The organism is Bacillus sp. FMQ74, assembly GCF_001875785.1.
Taxonomy (GTDB): domain Bacteria; phylum Bacillota; class Bacilli; order Bacillales; family Bacillaceae; genus Bacillus; species Bacillus stercoris.
Window position 1 is genome coordinate 29,075 of sequence record NZ_MOEO01000017.1, and the last position, 26,580, is coordinate 55,654.

Annotated in this window: 27 protein-coding genes, 2 tRNA genes and 1 rRNA gene; all 30 read left to right on the plus strand. The window is 43.4% G+C overall.

What is annotated here, in order from left to right; genetic code table 11:
* Positions 1-45 precede the first annotated feature (45 nt).
* Positions 46-582 (plus strand): stage V sporulation protein T, encoded by a 537-nt coding sequence (gene spoVT / locus BLL41_RS20770; RefSeq protein ID WP_014662490.1) that lies wholly within the window; start codon positions 46-48, stop codon positions 580-582.
* 182 nt (positions 583-764) lie between these two features.
* Positions 765-2,363: a putative polysaccharide biosynthesis protein gene (locus BLL41_RS20775; RefSeq protein WP_071579262.1), complete on the plus strand. Its 1,599-nt coding sequence runs from the start codon at positions 765-767 to the stop codon at positions 2,361-2,363.
* On the plus strand, positions 2,353-3,822 hold the full coding sequence (yabN, locus tag BLL41_RS20780; RefSeq protein ID WP_071579263.1) for a bifunctional methyltransferase/pyrophosphohydrolase YabN: 1,470 nt from the start codon (positions 2,353-2,355) through the stop codon (positions 3,820-3,822). Before BLL41_RS20775 ends, yabN begins: the two co-directional genes overlap by 11 nt.
* Positions 3,823-3,824: 2 nt before the next feature.
* Positions 3,825-4,085, plus strand: coding sequence for an RNA-binding S4 domain-containing protein (locus BLL41_RS20785; protein ID WP_003226716.1), 261 nt, complete (start codon positions 3,825-3,827; stop codon positions 4,083-4,085).
* 78 nt (positions 4,086-4,163) lie between these two features.
* Entirely contained in the window at positions 4,164-4,466 is a 303-nt protein-coding gene (yabP, locus tag BLL41_RS20790; protein WP_003226714.1) for a sporulation protein YabP, read from the plus strand.
* Positions 4,463-5,098: a spore cortex biosynthesis protein YabQ gene (yabQ, locus tag BLL41_RS20795; protein ID WP_071579264.1), complete on the plus strand. Its 636-nt coding sequence runs from the start codon at positions 4,463-4,465 to the stop codon at positions 5,096-5,098. The genes yabP and yabQ overlap by 4 nt, the downstream gene beginning before the upstream one ends.
* 17 nt (positions 5,099-5,115) lie before the next feature.
* Positions 5,116-5,493 carry a cell division protein DivIC gene (divIC, locus tag BLL41_RS20800; RefSeq protein ID WP_003242110.1) on the plus strand — a complete coding sequence of 126 codons (378 nt, stop codon included), beginning with the start codon at positions 5,116-5,118 and terminating at the stop codon, positions 5,491-5,493.
* A gap of 80 nt (positions 5,494-5,573) precedes the next feature.
* Positions 5,574-5,960: a S1 domain-containing RNA-binding protein gene (locus BLL41_RS20805; protein WP_003218379.1), complete on the plus strand. Its 387-nt coding sequence runs from the start codon at positions 5,574-5,576 to the stop codon at positions 5,958-5,960.
* Positions 5,961-6,128: 168 nt separating this feature from the next.
* Positions 6,129-6,205: transfer RNA gene (locus BLL41_RS20810), tRNA-Met, on the plus strand.
* Between the two features lie 9 nt (positions 6,206-6,214).
* Positions 6,215-6,286: transfer RNA gene (locus BLL41_RS20815), tRNA-Glu, on the plus strand.
* Between the two features lie 200 nt (positions 6,287-6,486).
* Entirely contained in the window at positions 6,487-8,970 is a 2,484-nt protein-coding gene (spoIIE, locus tag BLL41_RS20820) for a stage II sporulation protein E (protein ID WP_071579265.1), read from the plus strand.
* Positions 8,971-9,054: 84 nt separating this feature from the next.
* A complete protein-coding gene (locus BLL41_RS20825) occupies positions 9,055-9,792 on the plus strand; it encodes a vWA domain-containing protein (RefSeq protein WP_003243782.1) in 738 nt (245 codons plus the stop codon).
* On the plus strand, positions 9,758-10,774 hold the full coding sequence (gene prkT, locus BLL41_RS20830; RefSeq protein ID WP_071579266.1) for a serine/threonine protein kinase PrkT: 1,017 nt from the start codon (positions 9,758-9,760) through the stop codon (positions 10,772-10,774). Before BLL41_RS20825 ends, prkT begins: the two co-directional genes overlap by 35 nt.
* A 103-nt stretch (positions 10,775-10,877) precedes the next feature.
* On the plus strand, positions 10,878-12,296 hold the full coding sequence (tilS, locus tag BLL41_RS20835) for a tRNA lysidine(34) synthetase TilS (RefSeq protein WP_071579267.1): 1,419 nt from the start codon (positions 10,878-10,880) through the stop codon (positions 12,294-12,296).
* Positions 12,293-12,835 carry a hypoxanthine phosphoribosyltransferase gene (gene hpt / locus BLL41_RS20840; RefSeq protein WP_014662497.1) on the plus strand — a complete coding sequence of 181 codons (543 nt, stop codon included), beginning with the start codon at positions 12,293-12,295 and terminating at the stop codon, positions 12,833-12,835. Before tilS ends, hpt begins: the two co-directional genes overlap by 4 nt.
* 97 nt (positions 12,836-12,932) lie before the next feature.
* On the plus strand, positions 12,933-14,861 hold the full coding sequence (gene ftsH, locus BLL41_RS20845) for an ATP-dependent zinc metalloprotease FtsH (RefSeq protein ID WP_071579268.1): 1,929 nt from the start codon (positions 12,933-12,935) through the stop codon (positions 14,859-14,861).
* Between the two features lie 192 nt (positions 14,862-15,053).
* Positions 15,054-15,830 carry a type III pantothenate kinase gene (locus BLL41_RS20850; RefSeq protein WP_003218395.1) on the plus strand — a complete coding sequence of 259 codons (777 nt, stop codon included), beginning with the start codon at positions 15,054-15,056 and terminating at the stop codon, positions 15,828-15,830.
* Between the two features lie 11 nt (positions 15,831-15,841).
* Complete coding sequence (hslO, locus tag BLL41_RS20855; RefSeq protein ID WP_071579269.1) at positions 15,842-16,717, plus strand: redox-regulated molecular chaperone HslO; 876 nt, start codon at positions 15,842-15,844, stop codon at positions 16,715-16,717.
* A gap of 46 nt (positions 16,718-16,763) precedes the next feature.
* Entirely contained in the window at positions 16,764-17,657 is an 894-nt protein-coding gene (locus BLL41_RS20860) for a peptidyl-prolyl cis-trans isomerase (protein WP_071579270.1), read from the plus strand.
* Positions 17,658-17,732: 75 nt separating this feature from the next.
* Positions 17,733-18,659: a cysteine synthase A gene (gene cysK, locus BLL41_RS20865; RefSeq protein WP_071579271.1), complete on the plus strand. Its 927-nt coding sequence runs from the start codon at positions 17,733-17,735 to the stop codon at positions 18,657-18,659.
* A gap of 165 nt (positions 18,660-18,824) precedes the next feature.
* Positions 18,825-20,237, plus strand: a complete 1,413-nt coding sequence (locus tag BLL41_RS20870) for an anthranilate synthase component I family protein (RefSeq protein ID WP_071579272.1) — start codon at positions 18,825-18,827, stop codon at positions 20,235-20,237.
* A gap of 13 nt (positions 20,238-20,250) precedes the next feature.
* Complete coding sequence (gene pabA / locus BLL41_RS20875; protein ID WP_014475585.1) at positions 20,251-20,835, plus strand: aminodeoxychorismate/anthranilate synthase component II; 585 nt, start codon at positions 20,251-20,253, stop codon at positions 20,833-20,835.
* Positions 20,835-21,716 carry an aminodeoxychorismate lyase gene (gene pabC, locus BLL41_RS20880; RefSeq protein ID WP_071579273.1) on the plus strand — a complete coding sequence of 294 codons (882 nt, stop codon included), beginning with the start codon at positions 20,835-20,837 and terminating at the stop codon, positions 21,714-21,716. Before pabA ends, pabC begins: the two co-directional genes overlap by 1 nt.
* Positions 21,698-22,555, plus strand: coding sequence for a dihydropteroate synthase (gene folP, locus BLL41_RS20885; RefSeq protein WP_071579274.1), 858 nt, complete (start codon positions 21,698-21,700; stop codon positions 22,553-22,555). The genes pabC and folP overlap by 19 nt, the downstream gene beginning before the upstream one ends.
* Positions 22,548-22,910: a dihydroneopterin aldolase gene (folB, locus tag BLL41_RS20890; protein ID WP_003242079.1), complete on the plus strand. Its 363-nt coding sequence runs from the start codon at positions 22,548-22,550 to the stop codon at positions 22,908-22,910. Before folP ends, folB begins: the two co-directional genes overlap by 8 nt.
* Positions 22,907-23,410, plus strand: coding sequence for a 2-amino-4-hydroxy-6-hydroxymethyldihydropteridine diphosphokinase (folK, locus tag BLL41_RS20895; protein ID WP_071579275.1), 504 nt, complete (start codon positions 22,907-22,909; stop codon positions 23,408-23,410). The genes folB and folK overlap by 4 nt, the downstream gene beginning before the upstream one ends.
* On the plus strand, positions 23,362-23,571 hold the full coding sequence (locus BLL41_RS20900) for a helix-turn-helix domain-containing protein (RefSeq protein ID WP_071579276.1): 210 nt from the start codon (positions 23,362-23,364) through the stop codon (positions 23,569-23,571). The genes folK and BLL41_RS20900 overlap by 49 nt, the downstream gene beginning before the upstream one ends.
* A 23-nt stretch (positions 23,572-23,594) precedes the next feature.
* Entirely contained in the window at positions 23,595-24,596 is a 1,002-nt protein-coding gene (dusB, locus tag BLL41_RS20905; RefSeq protein ID WP_071579277.1) for a tRNA dihydrouridine synthase DusB, read from the plus strand.
* A 91-nt stretch (positions 24,597-24,687) separates the two neighbouring features.
* Positions 24,688-26,187: a lysine--tRNA ligase gene (gene lysS, locus BLL41_RS20910; protein ID WP_071579278.1), complete on the plus strand. Its 1,500-nt coding sequence runs from the start codon at positions 24,688-24,690 to the stop codon at positions 26,185-26,187.
* 310 nt (positions 26,188-26,497) lie between these two features.
* Positions 26,498-26,580, plus strand: a 16S ribosomal RNA gene (locus BLL41_RS20920); the annotation flags it as partial.

Below are 26,580 nucleotides of genomic sequence, written 5' to 3' on the forward strand. Positions count from 1 at the left end.
CTTTCCCACATGTATATACCATCAAATGAAAGAGAGGCACCAGAGATGAAAGCAACCGGTATCGTACGTCGTATTGATGACTTAGGTCGGGTCGTGATTCCTAAAGAAATTCGAAGAACTCTGAGAATCAGGGAAGGCGATCCGCTTGAGATTTTTGTAGATCGTGACGGAGAAGTGATTTTGAAAAAGTACTCTCCGATCAGTGAGCTTGGAGACTTTGCAAAAGAGTATGCAGACGCGCTTTACGACAGTCTCGGCCATTCAGTACTGATTTGTGATCGTGATGTATATATTGCCGTATCTGGCAGCTCCAAAAAAGATTACTTAAACAAGTCAATCAGCGAAATGCTGGAAAGAATAATGGATCAGCGCAGCTCTGTGCTTGAGAGTGATGCGAAATCAGTACAGCTTGTGAATGGCATAGATGAGGACATGAATTCTTATACTGTCGGCCCAATAGTGGCGAATGGCGATCCGATAGGTGCTGTGGTGATTTTTTCAAAAGATCAGTCAATGGGCGAAGTAGAGCATAAAGCCGTTGAAACAGCAGCTGGATTTTTGGCCCGTCAAATGGAACAGTAGGTCTTATTCCTTTTATCGAAAATAGGTATGAAAAGAACAGCTCTCCTCTGAGATGCTGTTCTTTTTCATGCGTGCCGAAAAAGGATTCCAAGGGTTGGGATGTGGTATAATAACCTCGTTTTTATTTGTGCCGCGGTAATACGTGAACCGTATTGACCTTGACGTTGGGAAGGAGCTTTTGGATGGACGATTCAATAGGCGTTAAACGGCATTGGGTTTGGCAGGGGGCATTTGTTTTAATTCTGGCAGGCGTCATCACAAAAATTTTAAGCGCCGTTTACAGAGTCCCGTTTCAAAACATTGTCGGCGATGTTGGATTCTATATATATCAGCAGGTATATCCCTTTCTTGGTATTGCGGTTATGCTGTCAACATCAGGATTTCCGGTCATTATTTCGAAACTGATGAATGATTATAGCGAAAAAAATCATCACACTATATTAAAAATATCAGCGTTGTTTTTGTCTTTAATCGGTATGTTATTATTTCTTTGTTTATATTTGGGTGCGGTTCCAATCGCGCTCTTTATGGGGGATTCGCATCTCGCTGAGTTAATTCAAGTGACCTCGTATGCATTTCTGTTATTCCCATTTGTCGCGTTGCTTAGAGGCGGTTTTCAAGGGCGGCACGAAATGCTCCCTTCTGCCCTGTCACAGATGACAGAGCAGTTTCTGCGAGTTGCGGTGCTCTTAGGCTTATCATTTTGGTTCGTCAAAAAAGGAGCCTCACTTTATACTGCGGGAGCGGCAGCAGCTTCCGGATCTCTTGCCGGAAGTTTCGTTGCATTGATAATACTCGGATTTTTTTGGTTCAAAATGAAAAGAGACAAGCAAACGGGTAGGCAAAAAGAAAATGCCATCACAACAAAAGAATTGGCGAAAAAACTGCTTTTATATTCGGTTACAATTTGTGTAAGCAGTTTGCTGCTTTTGTTTATCCAGCTTGTTGATGCTTTGAATTTATATGCTTTGCTATCAGGTGGCGAGGCAAGCGAAGAAGCGAAACGCCTAAAGGGGATTTATGATCGGGGACAGCCCTTGCTGCAGCTCGGCTCAGTTTTTGCCGTAAGCATTGCGACGTCACTCGTTCCGTATATTTCTAGGGCTGTAAAAAACAATGAGCTGAAGATCATGAAAGAAAAAATCACGTCATCTTTGAAACTATGCCTTGTGCTCGGTACAGGCGCATCGGCTGGATTAATTTGCATTCTTAAGCCGGTGAATATCATGCTGTTTCAAAATGGAGAAGGGACAGGTGCGTTACAAGTATTTAGCAGCTCTATTTTGTTTGCATCTATGGCGGTAACGGCAGCGGCAGTCTTACAGGGCGCGGGGTACACAGTTTTTCCTGCGATAGCGGTAGGCATGGGTGTTGCAGTGAAATGGGTGTTAAACACTCTTTTGGTTCCGCGCTATGGGATTGAAGGTGCATCGCTTGCGACAGCGGCTTCCTTTGCGGCTGTCGCCGGACTTAACTTGTATCAGCTTCGGCAAAAGGAATGGCTCGATAAGCTTAGAGGCGTTTTGATTCCGATTATTGGGTCTGCTCTTTTGATGTCAGCTATTTTACTTGCGTATACGCGTCTCTGGACTTTCTTGTTTCCTGCAACAGGAAGAGGAGCGGCTGTGATTGAGAGTCTTTCTGCTGTTGCCATTGGTGGCGTGGTGTTTATTTATTGTATGATGAGATTGGGAATATTTACAGATGAAGAGCTGAACAGTATGCCATTCGGCAGCAAGTTAAGCAAATTCATGAGAAGGAGAGAACAAAATGGCGGGTAAAATTACTGTCGTCGGACTTGGCGCCGGAGACATGGACCAATTGACAATTGGTATACACAAGCTGCTGACGAAGGCAGATACGCTGTATGTCAGAACCAAGGATCATCCTTTAATTGAGGAGCTTGAAAAAGAAACGAAGAACATCCGTTACTTTGACGATATATATGAGAAACATGATCAGTTTGAGGCGGTATATGAAGAAATTGCTGATATCCTCTTTGAAGCCGCGCAGCGTGAGGACGTGGTTTATGCTGTACCGGGACACCCGTTTGTCGCAGAAAAAACAGTTCAGTTGCTGACAGAGCGGCAGAAAAAGGAAAACGTTCAAGTGAAAGTTGCGGGGGGACAAAGTTTCCTTGATGCCACATTCAATGCCTTGCAAATTGACCCGATTGAAGGTTTTCAATTTGTGGATGCCGGCACATTGTCCGCGGATGAGCTTGAGCTCAGCCATCATTTGATTATATGTCAGGTTTACGACCAAATGACGGCCTCTGAAGTGAAGCTGACATTAATGGAGAAGCTGCCTGATGATTATGAGGTCGTGATCGTGACTGCAGCAGGCAGCCGTGACGAAGATATCAGGACAGTGCCATTATTTGAGCTGGACCGCAATGTCGCCCTGAATAACTTAACAAGTGTGTATATTCCGCCGATTAAAGAAGAGAAGCTGCTTTATCACGAATTCTCCACGTTCCGAAGCATCATCAGAGAGCTTCGCGGACCTAATGGATGTCCGTGGGATAAAAAGCAGACGCATCAGTCATTAAAGCAGTACATGATTGAAGAATGTTATGAGCTTCTCGAAGCAATTGACGAAGAAGACACAGACCATATGATCGAAGAACTTGGCGACGTTTTGCTTCAAGTCTTGCTTCACGCGCAAATTGGTGAAGATGAAGGTTATTTCACAATTGATGATGTCATAAAAGGAATCAGTGAAAAAATGGTCCGAAGACATCCCCATGTGTTTAAAGATGTTAAGGTTCAGGATGAGAACGATGTATTGGCAAATTGGGAAGATATAAAAAAGGCTGAAAAAAATACATCTGAATCATCGTTATTAGACAGCGTACCGAAGCCCCTTCCAGCTCTTTCGAAAGCAGCTAAATTGCAGAAAAAAGCAGCAAAGGTCGGTTTTGACTGGGAAGACGTCAGCGATATTTGGGAAAAGGTAAGTGAGGAAATGAAGGAATTTTCTTCTGAGGTTTCTGAAGCTCCTCATGAACACAATCTTAAAGCCGAGTTTGGCGACATTTTGTTCGCACTGGTGAATGTAGCCCGCTTCTACAAAATAGAGCCAGAGGAAGCGCTGACTATGACTAATGACAAATTCCGGAGACGGTTCTCATACATTGAAGAAACAGCGAAGGAAAAGGGAATCGAGCTGGCTGATATGCCTCTTGAGGACATGGACAAACTGTGGAACGAAGCAAAAGAAACTGAGAGGAGATCATAGATATGAGATTAGATAAATTTTTAAAAGTATCACGGCTGATCAAACGACGTACACTAGCGAAGGAAGTAGCAGACCAAGGACGAATCTCTATAAACGGAAACCAGGCGAAAGCAAGCTCTGACGTAAAACCGGGAGATGAACTAACGGTCCGCTTCGGCCAAAAGCTTGTAACGGTTCAAGTTAATGAATTGAAAGACACAACGAAAAAAGAAGAAGCTGCAAACATGTATACGATTCTAAAAGAAGAAAAACTCGGCGAATAGGCTTGTTCTAAAAAAATCCCCCTCCTCATACAATGCAGTAATAGTGCTAAAAGTATCGAGGATATGGGGGCTGAATAGATGAATTCATATTATGATCAAAAAGGTTCTTCGTCTGTTCCGGAACAGCATGATGTGACAATGAAAGGCCGGAAGCATTTAGATATTTCTGGGGTTAAGCATGTGGAGAGCTTTGATAATGAAGAATTCCTGCTGGAAACGGTAATGGGAATGCTCTCCGTCAGAGGCCAAAACCTGCAGATGAAAAATCTCGATGTGGAAAAAGGGATTGTTTCGATTAAAGGCAGGGTATTTGATTTAGTGTACTTAGACGAACAACAAGGGGATAAAGCTAAAGGGTTTTTTAGCAAGTTGTTTAAATGACGCTGACGACACAATTCTATACAATGCTGGCGATGTCCGGTATGGGTCTCTGGCTTGGTGCTTCGCTTGATACATACCGGCTCTTTGTTATTCGTGCTAAAACAGCCAGATGGCTATTATTTATTCATGATATTCTTTTCTGGATTGTGCAAGGGCTGCTTTTCTTTTATGTCTTGCTTCATGTAAATGAGGGAGAATTCAGGATTTACATCTTTTTAGCGGTTCTGCTGGGCGTTGCGACGTATCAGAGCCTGTGCAAACGAATCTATATAAAAATACTGAAATTCGTCATTTACCTTGTTGTTTCTGTTTATCAATTCTTCAAAAAACTCATTCAGCACGTGTTATTTCGTCCTATTGTGTGGACATGCGGAGCGGTCATCTGGGTGGCGGCATTTTTATTCAAGAAAACATACCGCCTGATCGGTTTTCTCCTGCTGTGTCTATATAAAATAGTCATGGTTTTGTGTTTTCCGATCCGTTTTATCGCGAAACAATGTTTGAAACTTCTTCCTATGAAAATGCGTCTAACTTTTAGACGTTATTTTGAAAAAGGTGCAGGATTTCTCAAAAAGAAGAAGAAACTATTGATAACCATAAGAACGACCATCACACGGTTTTTGAAGAGATGAAAGGAGGACCGTCTGGTTTGAATTTTTCCAGGGAACGAACGATAACTGAAATACAAAACGACTATAAAGAACAAGTAGAACGGCAAAATCAGCTGAAGAAACGAAGACGCAAAGGGCTGTACAGACGGTTAACTGTATTCGGCGCCCTAGTATTCCTGACTGCAATTGTGCTGGCAAGCTCTGTATGGTCCCAAACATCTTCCCTTAGTGCAAAAGAAGAAAAGAAAGAACAGCTTGAAAAAGAACTGAAAAGTTTAAAGACAAAACAAGCGGATTTAAAAGAAGAAATATCCAAATTGAAGGATGAGGATTACGTCACAGAGCTTGCCAGAAGGGACTTATTCATGTCTGGAGACGGAGAAATTATCTTCAATGTGGAGAAGAAGAGCAAGTAGCCTTGTTGACACTTAAATTTTTATTTAGGTATAATTAAGCAAACGATCTTTTTATAAGCCTAAGGAGGAGCACTTTTTTTATGTCGATTGAAGTTGGCAGCAAGTTGCAAGGGAAAATTACAGGTATTACAAATTTTGGAGCATTTGTTGAATTGCCTGGAGGCTCAACCGGTCTCGTTCACATTAGTGAGGTAGCTGATAATTATGTCAAAGACATTAACGACCACTTAAAAGTCGGCGACCAAGTTGAAGTGAAAGTCATCAACGTTGAAAAAGACGGGAAAATTGGTTTATCTATTAAAAAAGCTAAAGACCGTCCGCAAGCCAGACCTAGAAATGATTTCCGTCCGAAAGAATCTTTTGAACAGAAAATGAATAAGTTTTTAAAAGACAGCGAAGATCGCTTGTCATCTTTAAAACGCAATACGGAATCAAAACGTGGAGGGCGCGGAGCAAGAAGAGGATAACTTGCTGCTTTCTATAAAATAAATGAAGCATCCGTTCATCCCGACGGATGCTTTTTTATTATCCTCATCCTCTTTAAGAGTCAGAAAATTACAACATTAAAGTTTCTGTTGACGAAAGAGACAAACCTTTGTATTATATAACTTGTGCTTAGAAGCACAAAACAATATGGCGGTGTAGCTCAGCTGGCTAGAGCGTACGGTTCATACCCGTGAGGTCGGGGGTTCGATCCCCTCCGCCGCTACCATATTTGTTTGGCCCGTTGGTCAAGCGGTTAAGACACCGCCCTTTCACGGCGGTAACACGGGTTCGAATCCCGTACGGGTCATCCTAAGAAAATCGGTTTCTCTTGCAGAAACCGATTTTTTTCATTTTTAGACAACATTCCAGAAATTCTTTTGATAAACGAATATCAAGGCAGAAACCGTCGAAGATTTCTTTGGTATTCTTACCTTCTTTTGACAAAATCCTATCTGTGCATTCGCTATAATGACAGGCAACGAATATAACAGGTGGGAGATGAGAGGAATGGAAAAAGCAGAAAGAAGAGTGAACGGGCCAATGGCGGGACAGGCTTTGGAAAAACTCCAATCGTTTTTTAATAGGGGAACGAAGCTTGTGACTCATCATTTGCATTCACTGTTTTTCTATAAAGGATTCATTTATGTCGTCATCGGATTTTTGCTTGGACGAGCTTTCATATTATCCGAGGTGCTTCCTTTCGCACTTCCTTTCTTTGGAGCGATGCTTCTCATCAGAAGAGACAAAGCGTTTTATGCGGTTTTGGCCGTGCTTGCAGGTGCGCTGACTATATCTCCGAAGCACTCATTGCTCATACTAGCGGCATTGCTGGCATTCTTCGTATTTTCTAAAGTGGCTGCCTTCATTACCGACGATCGTGTAAAAGCACTCCCGATTGTCGTGTTCTTCTCCATGGCTGCAGCAAGAGCCGGGTTTGTTTATGCCCAAAATGGCGCATTTACAACCTATGATTATGTAATGGCTGTCGTTGAGGCTGGACTATCGTTTATCTTAACATTGATTTTCCTTCAGAGCCTTCCAGTTTTCACTGTAAAAAAAGTGAAACAATCATTAAAAATAGAGGAAATCATTTGCTTTATGATCCTGATTGCTTCTGTGTTAACGGGGCTGGCCGGCTTATCCTACCAAGGGATGCAGGCAGAACATATATTAGCTCGATATGTTGTATTGAGTTTTTCCTTTATTGGCGGAGCAAGCATTGGCTGTACGGTTGGCGTCGTGACCGGCCTGATTCTTGGCTTGGCGAATATCGGAAACCTATATCAAATGAGTCTGCTTGCTTTTTCCGGTTTATTAGGCGGCTTGCTGAAGGAAGGGAAAAAAGCAGGTGCGGCAATCGGCCTGATCGTTGGGTCGCTTCTTATATCTTTATATGGTGAAGGCTCTGCCGGTCTGATGACAACGCTCTATGAGTCATTAATCGCAGTCGGCCTGTTTTTGCTCACACCTCAATCTATCACAAGGAAAGTGGCGAGATATATTCCGGGAACTGTGGAGCATCTTCAAGAGCAGCAGCAATACGCAAGAAAAATCCGAGATGTCACTGCTCAGAAGGTAGACCAGTTCTCCAATGTATTTCACGCGCTGTCTGAAAGCTTTGCAACCTTTTACCAAGCATCAGACGAACAGACAGATGACAGCGAAGTGGATCTGTTTTTAAGCAAAATCACGGAGCATTCCTGTCAGACGTGTTACAAGAAAAACAGGTGCTGGGTACAGAACTTTGATAAAACATATGACTTAATGAAACAAGTTATGCTTGAAACAGAAGAAAAAGAATATGCATCAAACCGAAGGCTGAAAAAAGAGTTTCATCAGCATTGTTCTAAATCAAAGCAGGTTGAAGAGCTGATTGAGGATGAGCTCGCATATCATCATGCCCATTTGACGCTCAAGAAAAAAGTCCAGGACAGCAGGCGTCTTGTTGCCGAACAGCTTTTAGGCGTTTCTGAGGTCATGGCCGACTTTTCTCGGGAAATAAAAAGAGAGCGAGAACAGCACTTTCTGCAGGAAGAGCAAATCATAGAGGCACTTCAGCATTTCGGAATTGAGATTCAGCATGTAGAGATCTATAGCCTTGAACAAGGAAATATCGATATTGAAATGACCATTCCGTTCAGCGGACATGGAGAAAGTGAAAAAATCATTGCCCCTATGCTGTCTGACATTCTGGAAGAACAAATTCTTGTGAAAGCCGAACAGCACTCTCCGCATCCGAATGGATACAGCCATGTCGCCTTTGGGTCAACAAAATCATACAGGGTGTCCACAGGGGCGGCTCACGCTGCGAAGGGCGGCGGCCTTGTCTCCGGCGACAGCTATAGCATGATGGAGCTTGGAGCCAGAAAATATGCTGCGGCAATCAGTGACGGAATGGGCAATGGCGCAAGAGCGCACTTTGAAAGCAATGAAACGATCAAGCTTCTTGAGAAAATCCTTGAATCAGGAATTGATGAAAAAATAGCGATTAAAACCATTAACAGCATATTATCCCTAAGGACAACTGATGAGATATATTCCACGCTTGACCTATCTATTATTGACCTTCAAGATGCCAGCTGTAAATTTCTGAAGGTTGGATCGACGCCTAGCTTTATCAAACGGGGTGACCAGGTCATGAAAGTTCAAGCGAGCAATCTGCCAATCGGTATTATTAATGAATTCGATGTGGAGGTTGTGAGTGAACAGCTAAAAGCGGGTGACCTCTTAATTATGATGAGTGATGGCATTTTTGAGGGGCCTAAGCATGTAGAAAATCATGACTTATGGATGAAGCGTAAAATGAAAGGGTTGAAAACAAATGACCCGCAGGAGATTGCCGATTTGCTTATGGAAGAAGTCATCCGCACAAGGTCCGGCCAAATTGAGGACGATATGACTGTTGTCGTCGTCCGGATTGATCACAATACACCGAAGTGGGCATCCATTCCTGTTCCGGCAATCTTTCAAAACAAACAAGAAATATCATAACGCTTCCGTATAAATCAAATTTCTTCTGGCGAAGATGGGAATATATGAATCTGAGAATCCTCGTATTCTCCAGGAGGAATGAATGTGAATAACGGACATTTAAATCAAATTTTGCTGATAACGGATGGCTGCTCGAACCATGGGGAAGACCCGCTTGCAATGGCTGCTTTTGCTAAAGAGCAGGGGATTACGGTAAACGTCATAGGTATAATGGAAGAAAATCAAATTGACCCTGAGGCTATGAAGGAAGTCGAAGGGATTGCACTTGCCGGAGGCGGCGTACACCAAGTCGTTTATGCATCCCAGCTCTCACAAACCGTTCAAATGGTAACAAAAAAAGCGATGACGCAAACCCTGCAAGGTGTCGTCAATCAAGAACTGAAACAAATTCTCGGAAAAAATGTGGAAATGGAAGAGCTTTCTCCGGAAAAACGCGGCGAAGTCATGGAAGTGGTAGACGAGCTTGGAGAAACGGTGCATCTTCAGGTTTTGGTTCTTGTTGATACAAGTGCAAGTATGGCGCCAAAGCTTCCAACAGTAAAAGAGGCGCTGATTGATTTGTCTGTCAGCCTCAATTCCCGAATCGGGAATAACGAATTTGCGATGTGTATATTTCCCGGGAAAAAACAAGAGGTCGAGCTTGTGCTGAACTGGACACCGAAGCTGCAATCTCTTTCCACCCTCTTTGCAAAGCTTTCGACAGGGGGCATCACGCCGACAGGTCCGGCGATTCGTGAAGCGACACTGCAATTTGAAAAAATACGGTCAAGAAGGGGCATGCTGGCAGATGATGAACGACGCTTTGACGAGTTTGGCATGTAGCCTAAAGCCGGGTACGACAATCAAAGGCAAGTGGAATGGAAACACTTATACATTGCGTAAACAGCTTGGTAAAGGGGCCAATGGAATTGTGTATTTGGCGGAAGCATCAGATGGACATGTTGCCTTAAAGGTGAGTGATGACAGCCTGTCTATTACTTCTGAAGTGAATGTCTTGAAATCTTTCTCAAAGGCCCAGTCCGTTACGATGGGGCCTTCTTTTTTTGATACGGATGATGCCTATATTCCCAGTGCCAATACGAAAGTTTCTTTTTATGCAATGGAATACATAAAAGGGCCGCTGCTTTTGAAGTATGTCAGTGATAAAGGAGCGGAATGGATACCGGTATTAATGATTCAGCTATTATCCAGTTTATCGGTGCTTCACCAGCAAGGATGGATATTCGGCGATCTTAAACCTGATAATCTAATCGTAACTGGCCCGCCCGCAAGGATCCGCTGTATTGATGTGGGCGGCACGACAAAGGAAGGCCGGGCGATAAAAGAGTATACGGAGTTTTATGACAGAGGCTATTGGGGGTATGGAACAAGAAAGGCAGAGCCATCCTACGATTTGTTCGCGGTTGCTATGATTATGATCAACAGCGTGCATAAAAAAGAATTTAAGAAAACAAACCAGCCCAAAGAACAGCTTAGGTCGCTCATTGAAGGAAACCCGTTGCTGCATAAGTATAAAAAAGTGCTTTTTTCAGCCTTGAACGGAGAATATCAATCCGCAGATGAAATGAAGAAGGATATGCTCGACGCGGGGCAAAAAGCAGTACAAAGAAAACAACCTATAAAAACATCACCGCAGCCTGCCGCACGACAGAGGCAGCAAAAACCTCGTCAAGGAAAAGTAACGAAGACCCGGTATACCCCAAAACAGAAGCCGGCTAAGTCGGGGGGGTTATTTGAAACAACGCTCATCGTGATCAGTGTTTTAGCGCTTTATTTCGCCTACATTATCTTTTTCTTAATCTAAGCGGCGTAAACTGCAGAGCCTATGCTTCTTCTTTGCTTGGAGGGATTGAAAGTGATAGGATATGAATATCTTTAAAATACCTGCTCATTGTGAGGAGGACATTGTGAAAAGTGTCAAAGATTTTTTAAACAAACACAATCTTACGTTAAAAGGGGCGACAATTATTGTAGGCGTTTCCGGCGGTCCGGACTCAATGGCTCTTCTTCACGCGTTGCATACTTTATGCGGCCGTTCAGCAAATATTATTGCAGCTCATGTTGATCATCTGTTCAGAGGCGCGGAATCCGAGGAGGACATGCGTTTTGTCCAAGCTTATTGTAAGGCTCAACAGCTCGTGTGTGAAACGGCTCAAATCAATGTAACCGCATATGCACAGGAGAAAGGACTCAATAAGCAGGCTGCAGCACGTGATTGCCGCTATCAGTTTTTTGAGGAAATCATGTCAAAGCACCAAGCGGACTATCTGGCGCTTGCTCATCATGGTGATGACCAGGTTGAAACAATGCTTATGAGATTGGCTAAGGGCACGCTTGGAACGGGGCTTGCGGGAATGCAGCCGGTTAGACGTTTTGGGACGGGACGGATTATCAGGCCGTTCCTAACGATTACAAAGGAAGAGATCCTTCACTATTGCCGTGAAAACGGCTTGAGCTACCGGACGGATGAAAGTAACGCCAAAGATGACTACACAAGAAACAGATTCAGAAAAACAGTGCTCCCATTTTTGAAACAGGAGTCTCCGGATGTGCATAAAAGGTTTCAAAAAGTGAGTGAAGCACTGACGGAAGATGAGCAATTCTTACAGTCATTAACGAAAGATGAAATGAATAAAGTAATCACAAGCCAGTCTAATACATCAGTTGAAATCAATTCCTCTCAATTGCTTGCCCTCCCGATGCCTTTACAAAGAAGAGGAGTTCAACTAATATTAAACTATCTTTATGAAAACGTTCCATCATCCTTTTCAGCCCATCACATTCAGCAGTTTCTTGATTGGGCGGAAAATGGCGGTCCTTCAGGAGTATTGGACTTTCCGAAAGGGCTGAAGGTGGTCAAATCATATCAGACATGTTTGTTTACATTTGAACAATGGCAGTGCAAAAATGTTCCCTTTGAATACCAATTAAGCGGAGCTGCTGATAAAACTGTAGTGCTCCCCAATGGATATCTGATAGAGGCAAAGCATTATGCGGATTCGCCTGAAGAACATGGGAATGCTGTTTTTATCACAAGTGAAAAAAAGGTGCAATTTCCCTTAACAATCCGGACGAGAAAAGCTGGAGACCGGATCAAACTAAAAGGGATGAACGGCTCAAAAAAGGTAAAGGATATATTTATTGATAAGAAATTGCCTCTCCAAGAAAGAGACAACTGGCCGATTGTGACGGACGCAAGCGGTGAAATTATCTGGATACCTGGCTTGAAAAAATCAATTTTTGAAGATCTTGTGATTCCAAACAGCGACCGCATTGTATTACAATATAGACAGCATGAAAAGTGTAGGGGGCAAGCAAAATCATGATGAAACATGATATCGAGAAAGTACTGATCTCAGAGGCAGAGATACAAGAGAAAGTAAAAGAGTTAGGCGCAGAATTAACGAGCGAGTATCAAGATACATTTCCGTTGGCAATCGGTGTGTTAAAAGGAGCACTTCCTTTTATGGCGGATCTTATCAAGCATATTGATACATATTTGGAAATGGATTTCATGGATGTATCAAGCTACGGAAATTCTACGGTTTCTTCTGGAGAAGTCAAAATCATTAAAGATTTGGATACATCTGTAGAGGGCCGGGACATCTTAATTATTGAAGATATCATCGACAGTGGGTTAACCTTAAGTTATCTCGTAGAGCTCTTCCGATACCGTAAAGCAAAATCAATTAAGATTGTTACCCTTTTGGATAAACCGAGCGGAAGAAAAGCGGACATCAAAGCAGACTTTGTAGGTTTTGAAGTTCCTGACGCGTTTGTAGTGGGTTACGGACTTGATTATGCTGAGCGCTATCGCAATCTGCCTTATATCGGAGTGTTAAAACCGGCAGTTTATGAAAGCTGATCGGCAGCCTGCTTCCGAGATGGTTATTGTTTGTATTGGAATGATTTTCTATGGTACTATTGAACATAGTTGTGCTTACTGTGGGAGGAGGTAAGGAATGAATCGGGTCTTCCGTAATACCATTTTTTATTTACTTATTTTATTAGTAGTAATCGGGGTTGTGAGCTACTTCCAGACCTCAAATCCGAAAACAGAAAATATGTCGTACAGTACGTTTATCAAAAACCTGGATGACGGGAAAGTTGATAGCGTATCGGTTCAGCCTGTCAGAGGTGTTTATGAGGTAAAAGGGCAGCTGAAAAATTACGACAAAGATCAATACTTTTTGACTCATGTTCCTGAAGGAAAGGGAGCAGACCAGATATTTAACGCTTTGAAAAAAACGGACGTAAAGGTTGAGCCCGCTCAAGAAACAAGCGGATGGGTGACATTCCTGACGACCATCATCCCGTTTGTTATTATCTTTATTCTGTTTTTCTTCCTGCTCAATCAGGCTCAAGGCGGCGGCAGCCGTGTCATGAACTTTGGTAAGAGTAAGGCGAAGCTGTATACAGAGGAAAAGAAACGCGTCAAATTTAAAGACGTTGCAGGGGCTGACGAAGAAAAGCAAGAACTCGTTGAAGTTGTTGAGTTTCTGAAAGATCCCCGCAAGTTTGCCGAGCTTGGCGCCAGAATACCGAAAGGCGTGCTTTTAGTTGGACCTCCGGGTACCGGTAAAACATTGCTCGCCAAGGCTTGTGCAGGTGAAGCCGGCGTACCTTTCTTCAGCATCAGCGGATCTGATTTCGTTGAAATGTTTGTAGGTGTCGGTGCTTCTCGTGTGCGTGACTTGTTTGAAAATGCGAAAAAGAATGCGCCTTGTTTGATTTTCATTGATGAAATTGACGCAGTGGGACGCCAGCGTGGAGCGGGTCTCGGCGGCGGACACGATGAACGTGAACAGACGCTAAACCAATTGCTTGTTGAAATGGACGGATTCAGCGCTAATGAAGGTATTATCATCATTGCTGCGACGAACCGTGCGGACATCTTGGACCCAGCCTTACTTCGTCCGGGACGTTTTGACCGTCAAATCACAGTGGATCGTCCAGATGTTATTGGCCGTGAAGCTGTATTGAAAGTCCATGCGAGAAACAAACCGCTGGATGAAACGGTTAACCTAAAATCAATTGCCATGAGAACACCAGGCTTCTCAGGCGCTGACTTAGAAAATCTCTTGAATGAAGCTGCGCTTGTGGCGGCTCGTCAAAATAAGAAAAAAATCGATGCGCGTGATATTGATGAAGCGACGGACCGTGTAATTGCCGGACCTGCTAAGAAGAGCCGCGTTATCTCCAAGAAAGAACGCAATATCGTGGCTTATCACGAAGGCGGACACACTGTTATCGGACTCGTTTTAGATGAGGCAGATATGGTTCATAAAGTAACGATTGTACCTCGGGGTCAGGCTGGCGGTTATGCTGTTATGCTGCCAAGAGAAGACCGTTACTTCCAAACAAAGCCGGAGCTGCTTGATAAAATTGTCGGGCTCTTGGGCGGACGTGTTGCTGAAGAGATTATCTTTGGTGAAGTCAGCACAGGAGCGCACAATGACTTCCAGCGTGCGACGAATATTGCAAGACGAATGGTTACGGAATTCGGTATGTCAGAAAAACTGGGGCCGTTGCAATTTGGACAGTCTCAGGGCGGTCAGGTATTCTTAGGCCGTGATTTCAACAACGAACAGAACTACAGTGATCAAATTGCTTACGAAATTGATCAGGAAATTCAGCGCATCATCAAGGAATGCTATGAGCGCGCGAAACAAATCCTGACTGAAAATCGTGACAAGCTTGAATTGATTGCCCAAACGCTTCTGAAAGTTGAAACGCTTGACGCTGAACAAATCAAACACCTTATCGATCACGGAACATTGCCAGAACGCAATTTCTCTGATGATGAGAAGAATGATGATGAGAAGAATGATGATGTGAAAGTAAACATTCTGACAAAAACAGAAGAAAAGAAAGACGATACGAAAGAGTAATTCGCTTTCTCTCTAAAAACTGCCGGCTGACGCTGGCAGTTTTTTTATGTAAATGATGGGCTCAGCTGCGTCTTTTACAATCATCCAATTCTGGTATCGATTTGTTTACAAATGAGCCGCTGATCGTGTATGGTATTGTAGAATGTTTGTAAAAAGTAAAGTAGAGAAACTATTCAAAAGTGGTGATAGAGGTTGTTACTGGTTATCGATGTTGGGAACACCAATACTGTACTTGGTGTATATCATGATGGAAAATTAGAATATCACTGGCGTATAGAAACAAGCAGGCATAAAACAGAAGATGAGTTTGGGATGATTTTACGCTCGTTATTTGAGCATTCCGGGCTTATGTTTGAACAGATAGATGGCATCATTATTTCATCAGTAGTGCCGCCAATCATGTTTGCGTTAGAAAGAATGTGCACAAAATACTTTCATATCGAACCGCAAATTGTCGGTCCGGGTATGAAAACCGGTTTAAATATAAAATACGACAATCCGAAAGAAGTGGGGGCAGACAGGATCGTAAATGCTGTCGCTGCGATACACTTATACGGCAATCCATTAATTGTTGTTGATTTCGGAACGGCCACAACGTACTGCTATATTGATGAAAACAAACAATACATGGGCGGGGCAATTGCTCCTGGGATTACAATTTCGACAGAGGCGCTTTACTCGCGTGCAGCGAAGCTTCCGCGTATCGAAATCACCCGTCCCGACAATATTATCGGAAAAAACACTGTAAGCGCGATGCAATCTGGGATTTTATTTGGCTATGTCGGCCAAGTGGAAGGAATCGTTAAGCGAATGAAATGGCAGGCAAAACAGGAGCCAAAAGTCATTGCGACAGGAGGACTGGCGCCGCTCATTGCAAACGAATCAGATTGTATAGATATCGTTGATCCATTCTTAACCCTAAAGGGGCTGGAATTGATTTATGAAAGAAACCGCGTAGGAAGTGTATAGGAGGTTTTGTAATGGATTATTTAGTAAAAGCACTTGCGTATGACGGAAAAGTTCGGGCTTATGCAGCGAGAACGACTGATATGGTAAATGAAGGACAGAGACGCCATGGTACGTGGCCGACAGCATCCGCTGCACTAGGTCGCACAATGACAGCTTCGCTTATGCTCGGCGCTATGCTGAAGGGCGAAGATAAGCTGACCGTGAAAATCGAGGGCGGAGGTCCGATTGGAGCTATTGTAGCTGATGCCAATTCCAAAGGAGAAGTCAGAGCCTATGTCTCTAACCCGCAAGTTCATTTCGATTTAAATGAACAAGGCAAGCTTGATGTCAGACGTGCGGTTGGAACAAGTGGAACGTTAAGTGTTGTAAAAGATTTAGGTTTGCGTGAATTCTTCACAGGACAAGTAGAAATCGTTTCAGGAGAATTAGGAGATGATTTTACTTACTATCTTGTGTCATCTGAGCAGGTTCCTTCATCAGTGGGTGTAGGTGTGCTCGTCAATCCTGACAATACCATTCTTGCGGCAGGGGGCTTTATTATTCAGCTGATGCCGGGAACAGATGATGAAACCATCACAAAAATTGAACAGCGCCTATCTCAAGTTGAGCCGATTTCTAAGCTCATTCAAAAGGGATTGACACCGGAAGAAATTTTAGAAGAAGTCCTAGGCGAGAAACCAGAGATTTTGGAAACGATGCCTGTCAGATTCCATTGTCCTTGTTCAAAAGAACGGTTCGAAACAGCCATTTTAGGACTAGGCAAAAAAGAAATTCAAGATATGATAGAAGAAGATGGACAAGCCGAAGCAGTATGCCATTTTTGTAATGAAAAGTACTTATTTACAAAAGAAGAGCTGGAAGGGCTTCGTGACCAAACTACCCGCTAAGCTCTTTAGCGGGTTTTTAATTTGAGAAAAGGGGCTGAAAGCAGGTTTGAAATCAAGAACAATCTGGACCATTATTTTAGGGGCGCTGTTGGTTTGCTGTATTGCTGTTGCATATACGCTGACGAAATCCCAAGCCGGCGCATCGTCATCCGGTGAGTCTATTGCGACTATCGGAGGCAAGAGTGTGACAAGAGAAGAATGGCTGAAAGAAATGGAAGACCAATATGGGAAGTCCACGCTTGAAGATATGATCAATGTCCGAGTCGTTGAGCAGCTGGCCAAAAAGAACAACCTTAAAGTATCCCAAAACGAAATTGATCGTGAGTTTCTACTGATCAAAGCGGTCAATAATTCCTTTTATGAAGATGAACATACGACTGAGAAAGAGTGGAAAGACCAAATTCGTTATAATATCCTCCTTGAAGAATTGTTAACAAGGGATATCGACATCTCAAACAAAGAACTGGAATCATTCTATCATAAAAATAAGGAACTATATCAGTTTGATGATTCGTATCGAATTCGGCACATTGTTGTCAAAGATGAAGAAGAAGCGAGAGAAGTCCTGAAAGAACTGAAAGGCGGCTCAAGCTTCGAAGCTGTTGCGGCGGAAAGATCTACTGACAGATATACATCGCCATACGGCGGAGATTTAGGTTTTGTCACAGAGGCATCAGACAACATTCCGTCAGCATACATTGAAGAGGCGAAAACACTCAAAGAGGATGAATGGTCTCGGGAACCAATCAAGGTCAGCAATGGATATGCCATTATCCAGCTGAAAGAAAAACTAAAAGCAAGAACATTCTCATATGATGAAGTAAAGGACCAGATCAGACGGCAAATTGCAATGGATCAACTAGGCGATAAAGCGACAGTTAAAACACTTTGGAAAGAAGCCGATGTATCTTGGTTTTATGGGGAAAAAAGTACTAAGTGATTGACAAAAAATTTTGAAATTGATAGATTATATACATAATACCAATACAAATAGTCGGAAATTGAGGTGTCGAGAATGGTACGTGTAGCAAACTCCATTACTGAATTAATTGGGAATACGCCAATCGTCAAATTAAATCGCCTTGCAGATGAAAACAGTGCGGATGTATATCTAAAGCTTGAATACATGAACCCTGGAAGCAGTGTAAAAGACCGTATCGGTTTAGCTATGATTGAAGCGGCTGAAAAAGAAGGAAAATTAAAAGCCGGTGATACAATCATTGAACCGACAAGCGGAAATACTGGAATCGGGCTTGCAATGGTTGCTGCTGCTAAAGGATTAAAAGCTATTTTGGTTATGCCTGATACAATGAGCATGGAGCGCCGCAACCTTCTTCGCGCATACGGTGCTGAGCTTGTGCTGACTCCTGGCGCGGAAGGCATGAAAGGCGCCATTAAGAAAGCTGAAGAGCTTGCTGAAAAGCACGGATACTTTGTGCCGCAGCAGTTCAACAACCCGTCTAACCCAGAAATTCACCGCCAAACAACAGGTAAAGAAATCGTTGAGCAATTCGGTGACGACCAGCTTGACGCATTTGTAGCCGGAATTGGCACAGGCGGAACGATTACGGGAGCGGGCGAAGTGCTGAAGGAAGCATACCCTTCCATCAAGATTTACGCTGTTGAACCGTCAGATTCCCCAGTGCTTTCAGGAGGAAAACCAGGCCCCCACAAAATTCAGGGAATCGGAGCTGGATTCGTGCCGGACATCTTAAACACTGAAGTATACGATGAAATCTTCCCTGTGAAGAATGAAGAAGCATTCGAATATGCCCGCAGAGCTGCACGTGAAGAAGGAATTCTCGGAGGCATCTCATCAGGTGCGGCAATTTATGCTGCTCTTCAAATAGCGAAAAAACTCGGAAAAGGCAAAAAAGTATTGGCCATCATTCCAAGTAACGGTGAACGTTATCTAAGCACGCCGCTGTATCAATTCGATTAAAAAAAGCCAAAACTCCCGGTTCGCCGGGAGTTTTTTTATATTTCGTGCATCAAATATGCCATGTCTGCGACGAATGTTATTCTTGGAAGAGAAATTCACTTTTTTCACTAACAACATTGCTTTACAATTAAAACAAGCAAAAAAGAAAATAGAGGAATGATACAAATGGCACAACGCAGACCGGCAGGCAAAAAAGTACCTTTTCAAAAAGACTCATTCTTACAACAATTTGAGAAACTTGCGCAATCCCGAAAACACCACGTACTTCTCGAAAGTGCAAGAGGCGGCAGATACAGTATAGCCGGTCTTGATCCAATTGCGACTGTAAAAGGAAAAGACGGAATAACGACTATTAAGCATGGTGATGAGATGCTGTTTAGAGAAGGTGACCCATTACGGGCCTTCCACAGCTGGTTTAAAACACTGGAAACAGAAACGAATCATGAGTTCCCCGACTTTCAAGGCGGAGCAATCGGGTTTCTCAGCTATGATTACGCACGCTATATTGAAAATTTTAAAATGCTCTCTTTAGATGATCTAGAAACGCCAGATATTTATTTTCTTGTTTTTGATGATATAGCTGTTTATGACCATCAAGAAGAGTCTTTATGGCTAATTACTCATGTAAATGGTTCTGATCAGGAAGCAGCGGATGTGAGGCTATCTGAGTTAGAGCAGATGTGGCTGACTGAGCTTCCTGCTGTCCCTTCGCGAGAGATGGGGTATGAAACGGATGGTTCCTTCGCGGCGCCATTTACCGAGGATGGATTTTCACAAGCTGTAGAGAAAATCAAACAATACATTGCCAGCGGAGATGTGTTTCAAGTCAATCTATCAATAAGGCAGTCACAGTCACTGCCAGCTCATCCATATCAAATTTACAAAACCTTGAGAGAAGTAAATCCTTCTCCGTACATGGCGTATTTAGAAACGCCTGATTTCCAAATCATTTGCGGATCGCCTGAACTGCTTGTCAGCAAAAAGGGCAAACGATTAGAGACGAGACCGATCGCGGGCACCCGGTCCAGAGGGAAAACGAATGAAGAAGATGAGGCGCTTGCAAACGAATTGATCCACAACGAAAAAGAACGCGCGGAACATGTCATGCTTGTTGATCTTGAGCGAAATGATCTGGGAAGAGTGTCACGTTACGGGTCTGTGCGCGTGAATGAATTCATGGCGATTGAAAAATACTCGCATGTGATGCACATTGTGTCTAACGTCCAGGGGGAACTGCAGGATGGGTATGATGCTGTAGATATTATTCATGCTGTGTTTCCTGGAGGAACCATTACAGGTGCACCTAAAGTAAGGACGATGGAAATTATAGAAGAACTTGAGCCGACACGCCGCGGGCTTTATACTGGATCTATAGGATGGTTTGGATATAATCACGATCTGCAGTTTAATATCGTTATTCGAACCATTTATGCAACCGGAGGGCAGGCATTTATGCAGTCCGGCGCAGGAGTTGTGATTGATTCTGTACCAAAGCATGAATACAGGGAATCATTCAAAAAAGCTTTTGCGATGCAAAAGGCGTTAGAGCTGAGCAAAGAAGAGACAAAAATTAGATGAGGTGAGCGGAGAAATGATTTTAATGATTGATAACTACGATTCATTCACGTACAACTTGGTACAATATTTGGGCGAGCTTGGGGAAGAGCTGGTTGTGAAACGCAATGACAGCATCACAATCGAAGAAATTGAAGAATTGTCTCCGGACTTTCTGATGATATCTCCCGGACCGTGCAGCCCTGATGAGGCGGGAATCAGCCTCGAAGCCATTAAACATTTTGCAGGGAAAATTCCTATTTTCGGTGTGTGCCTCGGACATCAGTCCATCGCGCAAGTGTTCGGTGGTGACGTGGTTAGGGCAGAACGGCTTATGCATGGGAAAACCTCGGATATCGAGCATGACGGCAAGACGATTTTTGAAGGGTTGAAAAATCCCCTTGTTGCGACACGTTACCACTCGCTGATCGTCAAGCCTGAGACGCTGCCAAGCTGTTTTACAGTAACAGCCCAAACGAAAGAGGGAGAAATAATGGCCATTCGCCACAATGACCTCCCGATAGAGGGCGTGCAATTTCACCCCGAGTCTATTATGACCTCCTTTGGAAAAGAAATGCTCAGAAATTTTATTGAGACATACCGCAAGGAAGTTATTGCGTGATGATATATGTGAACGGCCGGTATATGGAGGAGAAAGATGCAGTTCTTTCTCCTTTTGACCATGGGTTTTTATATGGGATTGGTGTTTTCGAAACCTTCAGGCTCTACGAAGGCTGCCCGTTTTTGATTGATTGGCATATAGAACGGCTTGAACGCGCGCTTAAGGATCTGCAAATTGAATATACTGTTTCAAAGCATGAGATCCTTGAGATGTTGGACAAGCTGCTAAAGATAAATGATATCAAGGATGGAAATGCCCGCGTCAGACTGAACATATCGGCGGGAATTAGCGATAAAGGCTTTGTCGCCCAGACGTACGACAAGCCGACCGTTTTATGCTTTGTGAATCAGCTGAAACCAGAAAGCCTCCCATTGCAAAAAGAAGGAAGGGTTTTATCGATACGGAGAAACACTCCGGAGGGATCGTTCCGGTTAAAATCTCATCATTATCTAAATAATATGTATGCGAAACGGGAGATTGGAAATGACCCGCGTGTCGAGGGAATATTCTTAACGGAGGATGGAGCTGTTGCAGAGGGTATCATATCTAATGTCTTCTGGAGAAAAGGCAGCTGTATCTATACGCCTTCGCTTGATACGGGTATTCTGGACGGCGTCACGAGGCGTTTTATCATAGAAAATGCAAAGAATGCAGGTCTGGATCTCAAAACGGGCCGATATGAGCTAGAAGCTCTCTTGACAGCTGACGAAGCGTGGATGACGAATTCGGTTCTTGAAATCATCCCGTTTACTAAAATAGAAGAAGTAAACTATGGAAGCCGAAGCGGAGAAGCAGTCTCCGCTCTTCAATTGCTATATAAAAAAGAGATAAAGAACATGATACATGAAAAGGGAGGAAGAGCATGGCGCAGCAAACGATAAATCAAACACAAGTCATCCACACCAAGCCCAGCGCTTTATCATATAAAGAGAAGACGCTGGTGATGGGAATTCTAAACGTAACGCCTGACTCTTTCTCGGACGGCGGGAAGTATGACAGCTTGGACAAGGCACTGCTGCACGCGAAAGAGATGATCGATGATGGTGCCCATATCATAGATATCGGAGGAGAATCGACAAGGCCTGGCGCTGAGTGCGTGTCTGAGGATGAGGAGATGTCCAGAGTCATTCCGGTGATTGAGCGGATTACAAAGGAGCTTGGTGTTCCTATTTCTGTAGATACGTACAAGGCTTCTGTCGCAGATGAAGCTGTGAAAGCCGGCGCATCCATTATCAATGATATTTGGGGAGCCAAACACGATCCGAGGATGGCTTCCGTTGCAGCTGAACACAATGTTCCAATTGTTCTCATGCATAACCGCCCAGAAAGAAACTACAATGACTTATTGCCGGATATGCTGTCGGACTTAATGGAGAGTGTAAAAATTGCTGTTGAGGCCGGAGTAGACGAGAAGAACATTATTCTTGATCCCGGTATCGGTTTCGCGAAAACCTATCACGATAACTTGGCAGTGATGAACAAGCTGGAGATTTTCAGCGGATTGGGATATCCGGTTCTTCTGGCAACCTCCCGCAAAAGATTCATCGGACGTGTTCTGGATCTTCCGCCCGAGGAGCGGGCTGAGGGCACAGGGGCGACTGTGTGTCTCGGTATTCAAAAAGGCTGTGACATTGTCAGGGTCCATGATGTAAAACAAATTGCCAGAATGGCGAAAATGATGGACGCGATGCTGAATAAGGGAGGGGTGCACCATGGATAAAGTTTATGTAGAAGGAATGGAGTTTTACGGATATCACGGTGTGTTCAAAGAAGAAAACAAACTTGGCCAGCGGTTTAAAGTCGATTTAACCGCTGAGCTGGATTTAAGCAAAGCCGGACAAACAGACGACCTTGAGCAAACGATTAACTATGCTGAGCTCTATCACGTATGTAAAGATATCGTGGAAGGGGAGCCTGTAAAATTGGTGGAAACGCTGGCAGAACGTATCGCCGACACTGTTCTCAAAAAATTTCAGCCGGTTCAGCAATGTACGGTGAAAGTGATTAAGCCAGATCCGCCAATTCCCGGACACTACAAATCAGTAGCAATTGAAATCACGAGAAAAAAGTCATGAACAACATAGCTTATATTGCACTTGGATCTAACATTGGAGATAGAGAAACGTATTTAAGGCAAGCAGTGGCTCTGCTGCATCAGCATGCTGCGGTGACAGTCACTAAAGTGTCGTCAATTTACGAAACTGACCCGGTCGGATACGAAGATCAAGATGAGTTTTTGAATATGGCTGTTGAAATACAGACATCACTAAACCCTTTTGAGCTCCTTGAACTGACGCAGCACATAGAAAACGAATTAGGCAGAACAAGGGAAGTAAGATGGGGGCCGCGGACGGCAGACCTTGACATTTTGTTATTTAATCGTGAAAATATTGAAACAGAGCAACTAATTGTTCCGCATCCGAGAATGTATGAGCGTTTGTTTGTCCTTGCACCGCTTGCGGAAATTTGCCAGCAGGTTGAAAAAGAGGCTACAAGCGCTGAAACAAACCAAGAAGGTGTAAGAGTATGGAAGCAGAAATCTGGGGTAGACGAATTCGTGCATTCAGAAAGCTGAAAGGTTATACTCAAGAAGGATTTGCAAAGGCATTAGGTATATCAGTTTCTATTCTCGGCGAAATTGAACGCGGAAACCGATTGCCGTCGGCTGTCATCATTAAAGATGCGGCAGATGTTTTAAATATAAGTGCGGACGAATTGGCACCGCCAGAAAAATAGAATAAACGAAAGGAGGAGAAAAATTGTTCAAAATCGGAGATATTCAATTGAAAAACCGGGTTGTGCTGGCACCTATGGCTGGTGTCTGCAACTCTGCGTTTAGATTGACTGTAAAGGAATTCGGAGCCGGATTGGTATGCGCTGAAATGGTCAGTGACAAAGCGATCCTTTACAATAATGCAAGAACAATGGGTATGCTTTATATCGATGAACGTGAGAAACCTCTCAGCCTACAAATTTTCGGAGGAAAAAAGGATACCCTTGTGGAAGCGGCGAAGTTTGTAGACCAGAACACAACTGCTGATATCATTGATATAAACATGGGATGTCCTGTGCCAAAGATTACAAAATGCGATGCGGGAGCCAAATGGCTTCTTGATCCTGATAAGATTTATGAAATGGTTTCTGCAGTAGTGGATGCCGTTGATAAACCAGTAACAGTGAAAATGAGAATGGGCTGGGATGAAGACCATATTTTCGCAGTGAAAAATGCACAAGCTGTAGAACGTGCGGGCGGTAAAGCAGTTGCGCTTCACGGCCGTACGAGAGTGCAGATGTATGAAGGAACGGCAAACTGGGACATCATCAAGGAAGTGAAACAATCAGTATCGATTCCGGTTATCGGAAACGGCGATGTTAAGACACCGCATGATGCTAAGCGCATGCTTGATGAAACAGGAGTAGACGGTGTCATGATCGGACGCGCTGCATTGGGCAACCCGTGGATGATTTACCGTACGGTTCAGTATCTTGAAACAGGTGAATTAAAAGAAGAGCCGCAAGTACGCGAAAAAATGGCCGTATGCAAACTGCATCTTGATCGCCTGATTGACTTAAAAGGTGAAAACGTAGCGGTAAGAGAAATGAGAAAGCATGCTGCATGGTATCTGAAAGGTGTAAAAGGCAATGCGAACGTTCGTAATGAAATCAATCATTGTGAGACAAGAGAAGAGTTTGTACAGCTTTTAGATGCATTTACGGTTGAAGTTGAGGCAAAAGAGCTTCGAAATGCAAAAGTAGGATAATACCCACCTCTATTTGCTGCTCACTGCTAGTTTTGCGCTGGCAGTTTTTCTGCTTTTTTCATGAAACAATATCTGTAATGGAGTGATAACAATGAGTCAAGAAGAGCATAACCATGAAGAATTGAATGATCAGCTGCAAGTCAGACGCGATAAAATGAATCAGCTGAGAGATAACGGCATCGATCCATTCGGGGCACGTTTTGAAAGAACTCATCAGTCTCAAGAAGTTATTTCGGCATATCAAGATCTAACCAAAGAAGAGTTAGAAGAAAAAGCGATTGAAGTTACAATTGCAGGCCGCATGATGACAAAACGAGGCAAAGGAAAAGCCGGCTTTGCTCATATTCAGGACTTAGAAGGGCAAATCCAAATCTACGTAAGGAAAGACAGTGTCGGTGACGACCAGTATGAAATCTTCAAGTCTTCTGACCTTGGTGATCTGATCGGCGTAACCGGAAAAGTCTTCAAAACAAATGTAGGCGAATTGTCTGTTAAGGCAACTTCCTTTGAATTGCTGACAAAAGCGCTTCGTCCGCTTCCTGACAAATACCATGGTTTAAAAGACGTTGAGCAGCGCTATCGTCAACGCTACCTGGATCTTATCGTAAACCCAGACAGCAAACATACATTCATCACACGAAGCAAGATCATTCAAGCTATGAGAAGATACCTTGATGATCATGGATACTTAGAAGTAGAAACACCTACAATGCACAGCATTCCTGGGGGAGCTTCTGCACGTCCATTTATCACTCACCACAATGCGTTAGATATTCCACTCTATATGCGCATTGCAATTGAACTACACCTAAAACGCCTTATTGTCGGCGGTTTAGAAAAAGTATATGAAATCGGCCGTGTTTTCCGTAACGAAGGTGTCTCTACTCGCCATAACCCTGAATTTACGATGATTGAATTATATGAAGCATATGCGGACTATAAAGATATCATGAGCTTAACTGAAAACCTTGTCGCTCATATCGCCCAAGAAGTGCTTGGCACAACTACGATTCAATACGGGGAAGAGCAAATCGACCTTAAACCGGAGTGGAAAAGAATCCATATGGTTGACGCAGTCAAAGAAGCGACTGGCGTTGATTTCTGGGAAGAGGTTACTGTTGAACAGGCGCGTGAATATGCGAAAGAACATGGTGTGGAAATTAAAGATTCTATGACAGTAGGACATATCATCAACGAATTCTTCGAACAAAAAATTGAAGAAACGCTTATTCAGCCAACGTTTATTTACGGGCATCCTGTAGAAATTTCTCCTCTTGCTAAGAAAAACCCTGAGGACCCGCGTTTTACAGACCGTTTTGAACTGTTTATCGTCGGCCGTGAACATGCCAACGCGTTTACAGAGCTGAATGATCCTATTGATCAAAGAGAACGCTTTGAAGCGCAATTAAAAGAACGTGAAGCCGGTAATGATGAAGCTCATCTAATGGATGAAGACTTTGTTGAAGCTCTGGAATACGGTATGCCGCCAACAGGAGGTTTAGGCATCGGTATCGACCGTCTGGTTATGCTGCTGACGAATGCCCCTTCTATTCGTGATGTGCTGTTATTCCCGCAAATGAGGCAACGCTAATAAAGAAGAGCGGCATCCTTTCTCTATGGAGGATACCGCTCTTTTTAAATTCCTTAGTATTTCTTCAAAAAAACTATTGCGCTATTATTTACAAGGTGGTATATTATTATTCGTTGCCGCTAAACAAGGCGATAAGGAAAAAAAGAACTTAAAAAAAGTTATTGACTTCACTGAGTCAACGAGTTATAATAATAAAGTCGCTTGAACGAAGTGGACAAAATGATCTTTGAAAACTAAACAAGACAAAACGTACCTGTTAATTCATTTTTTTATAAATCGCACAGCGATGTGCGTAGTCAGTCAAACTACTTTATCGGAGAGTTTGATCCTGGCTCAGGACGAACGCTGGCGGCGTGCCTAATACATGCAAGTCGAGCGGACAGATGGGAGCTT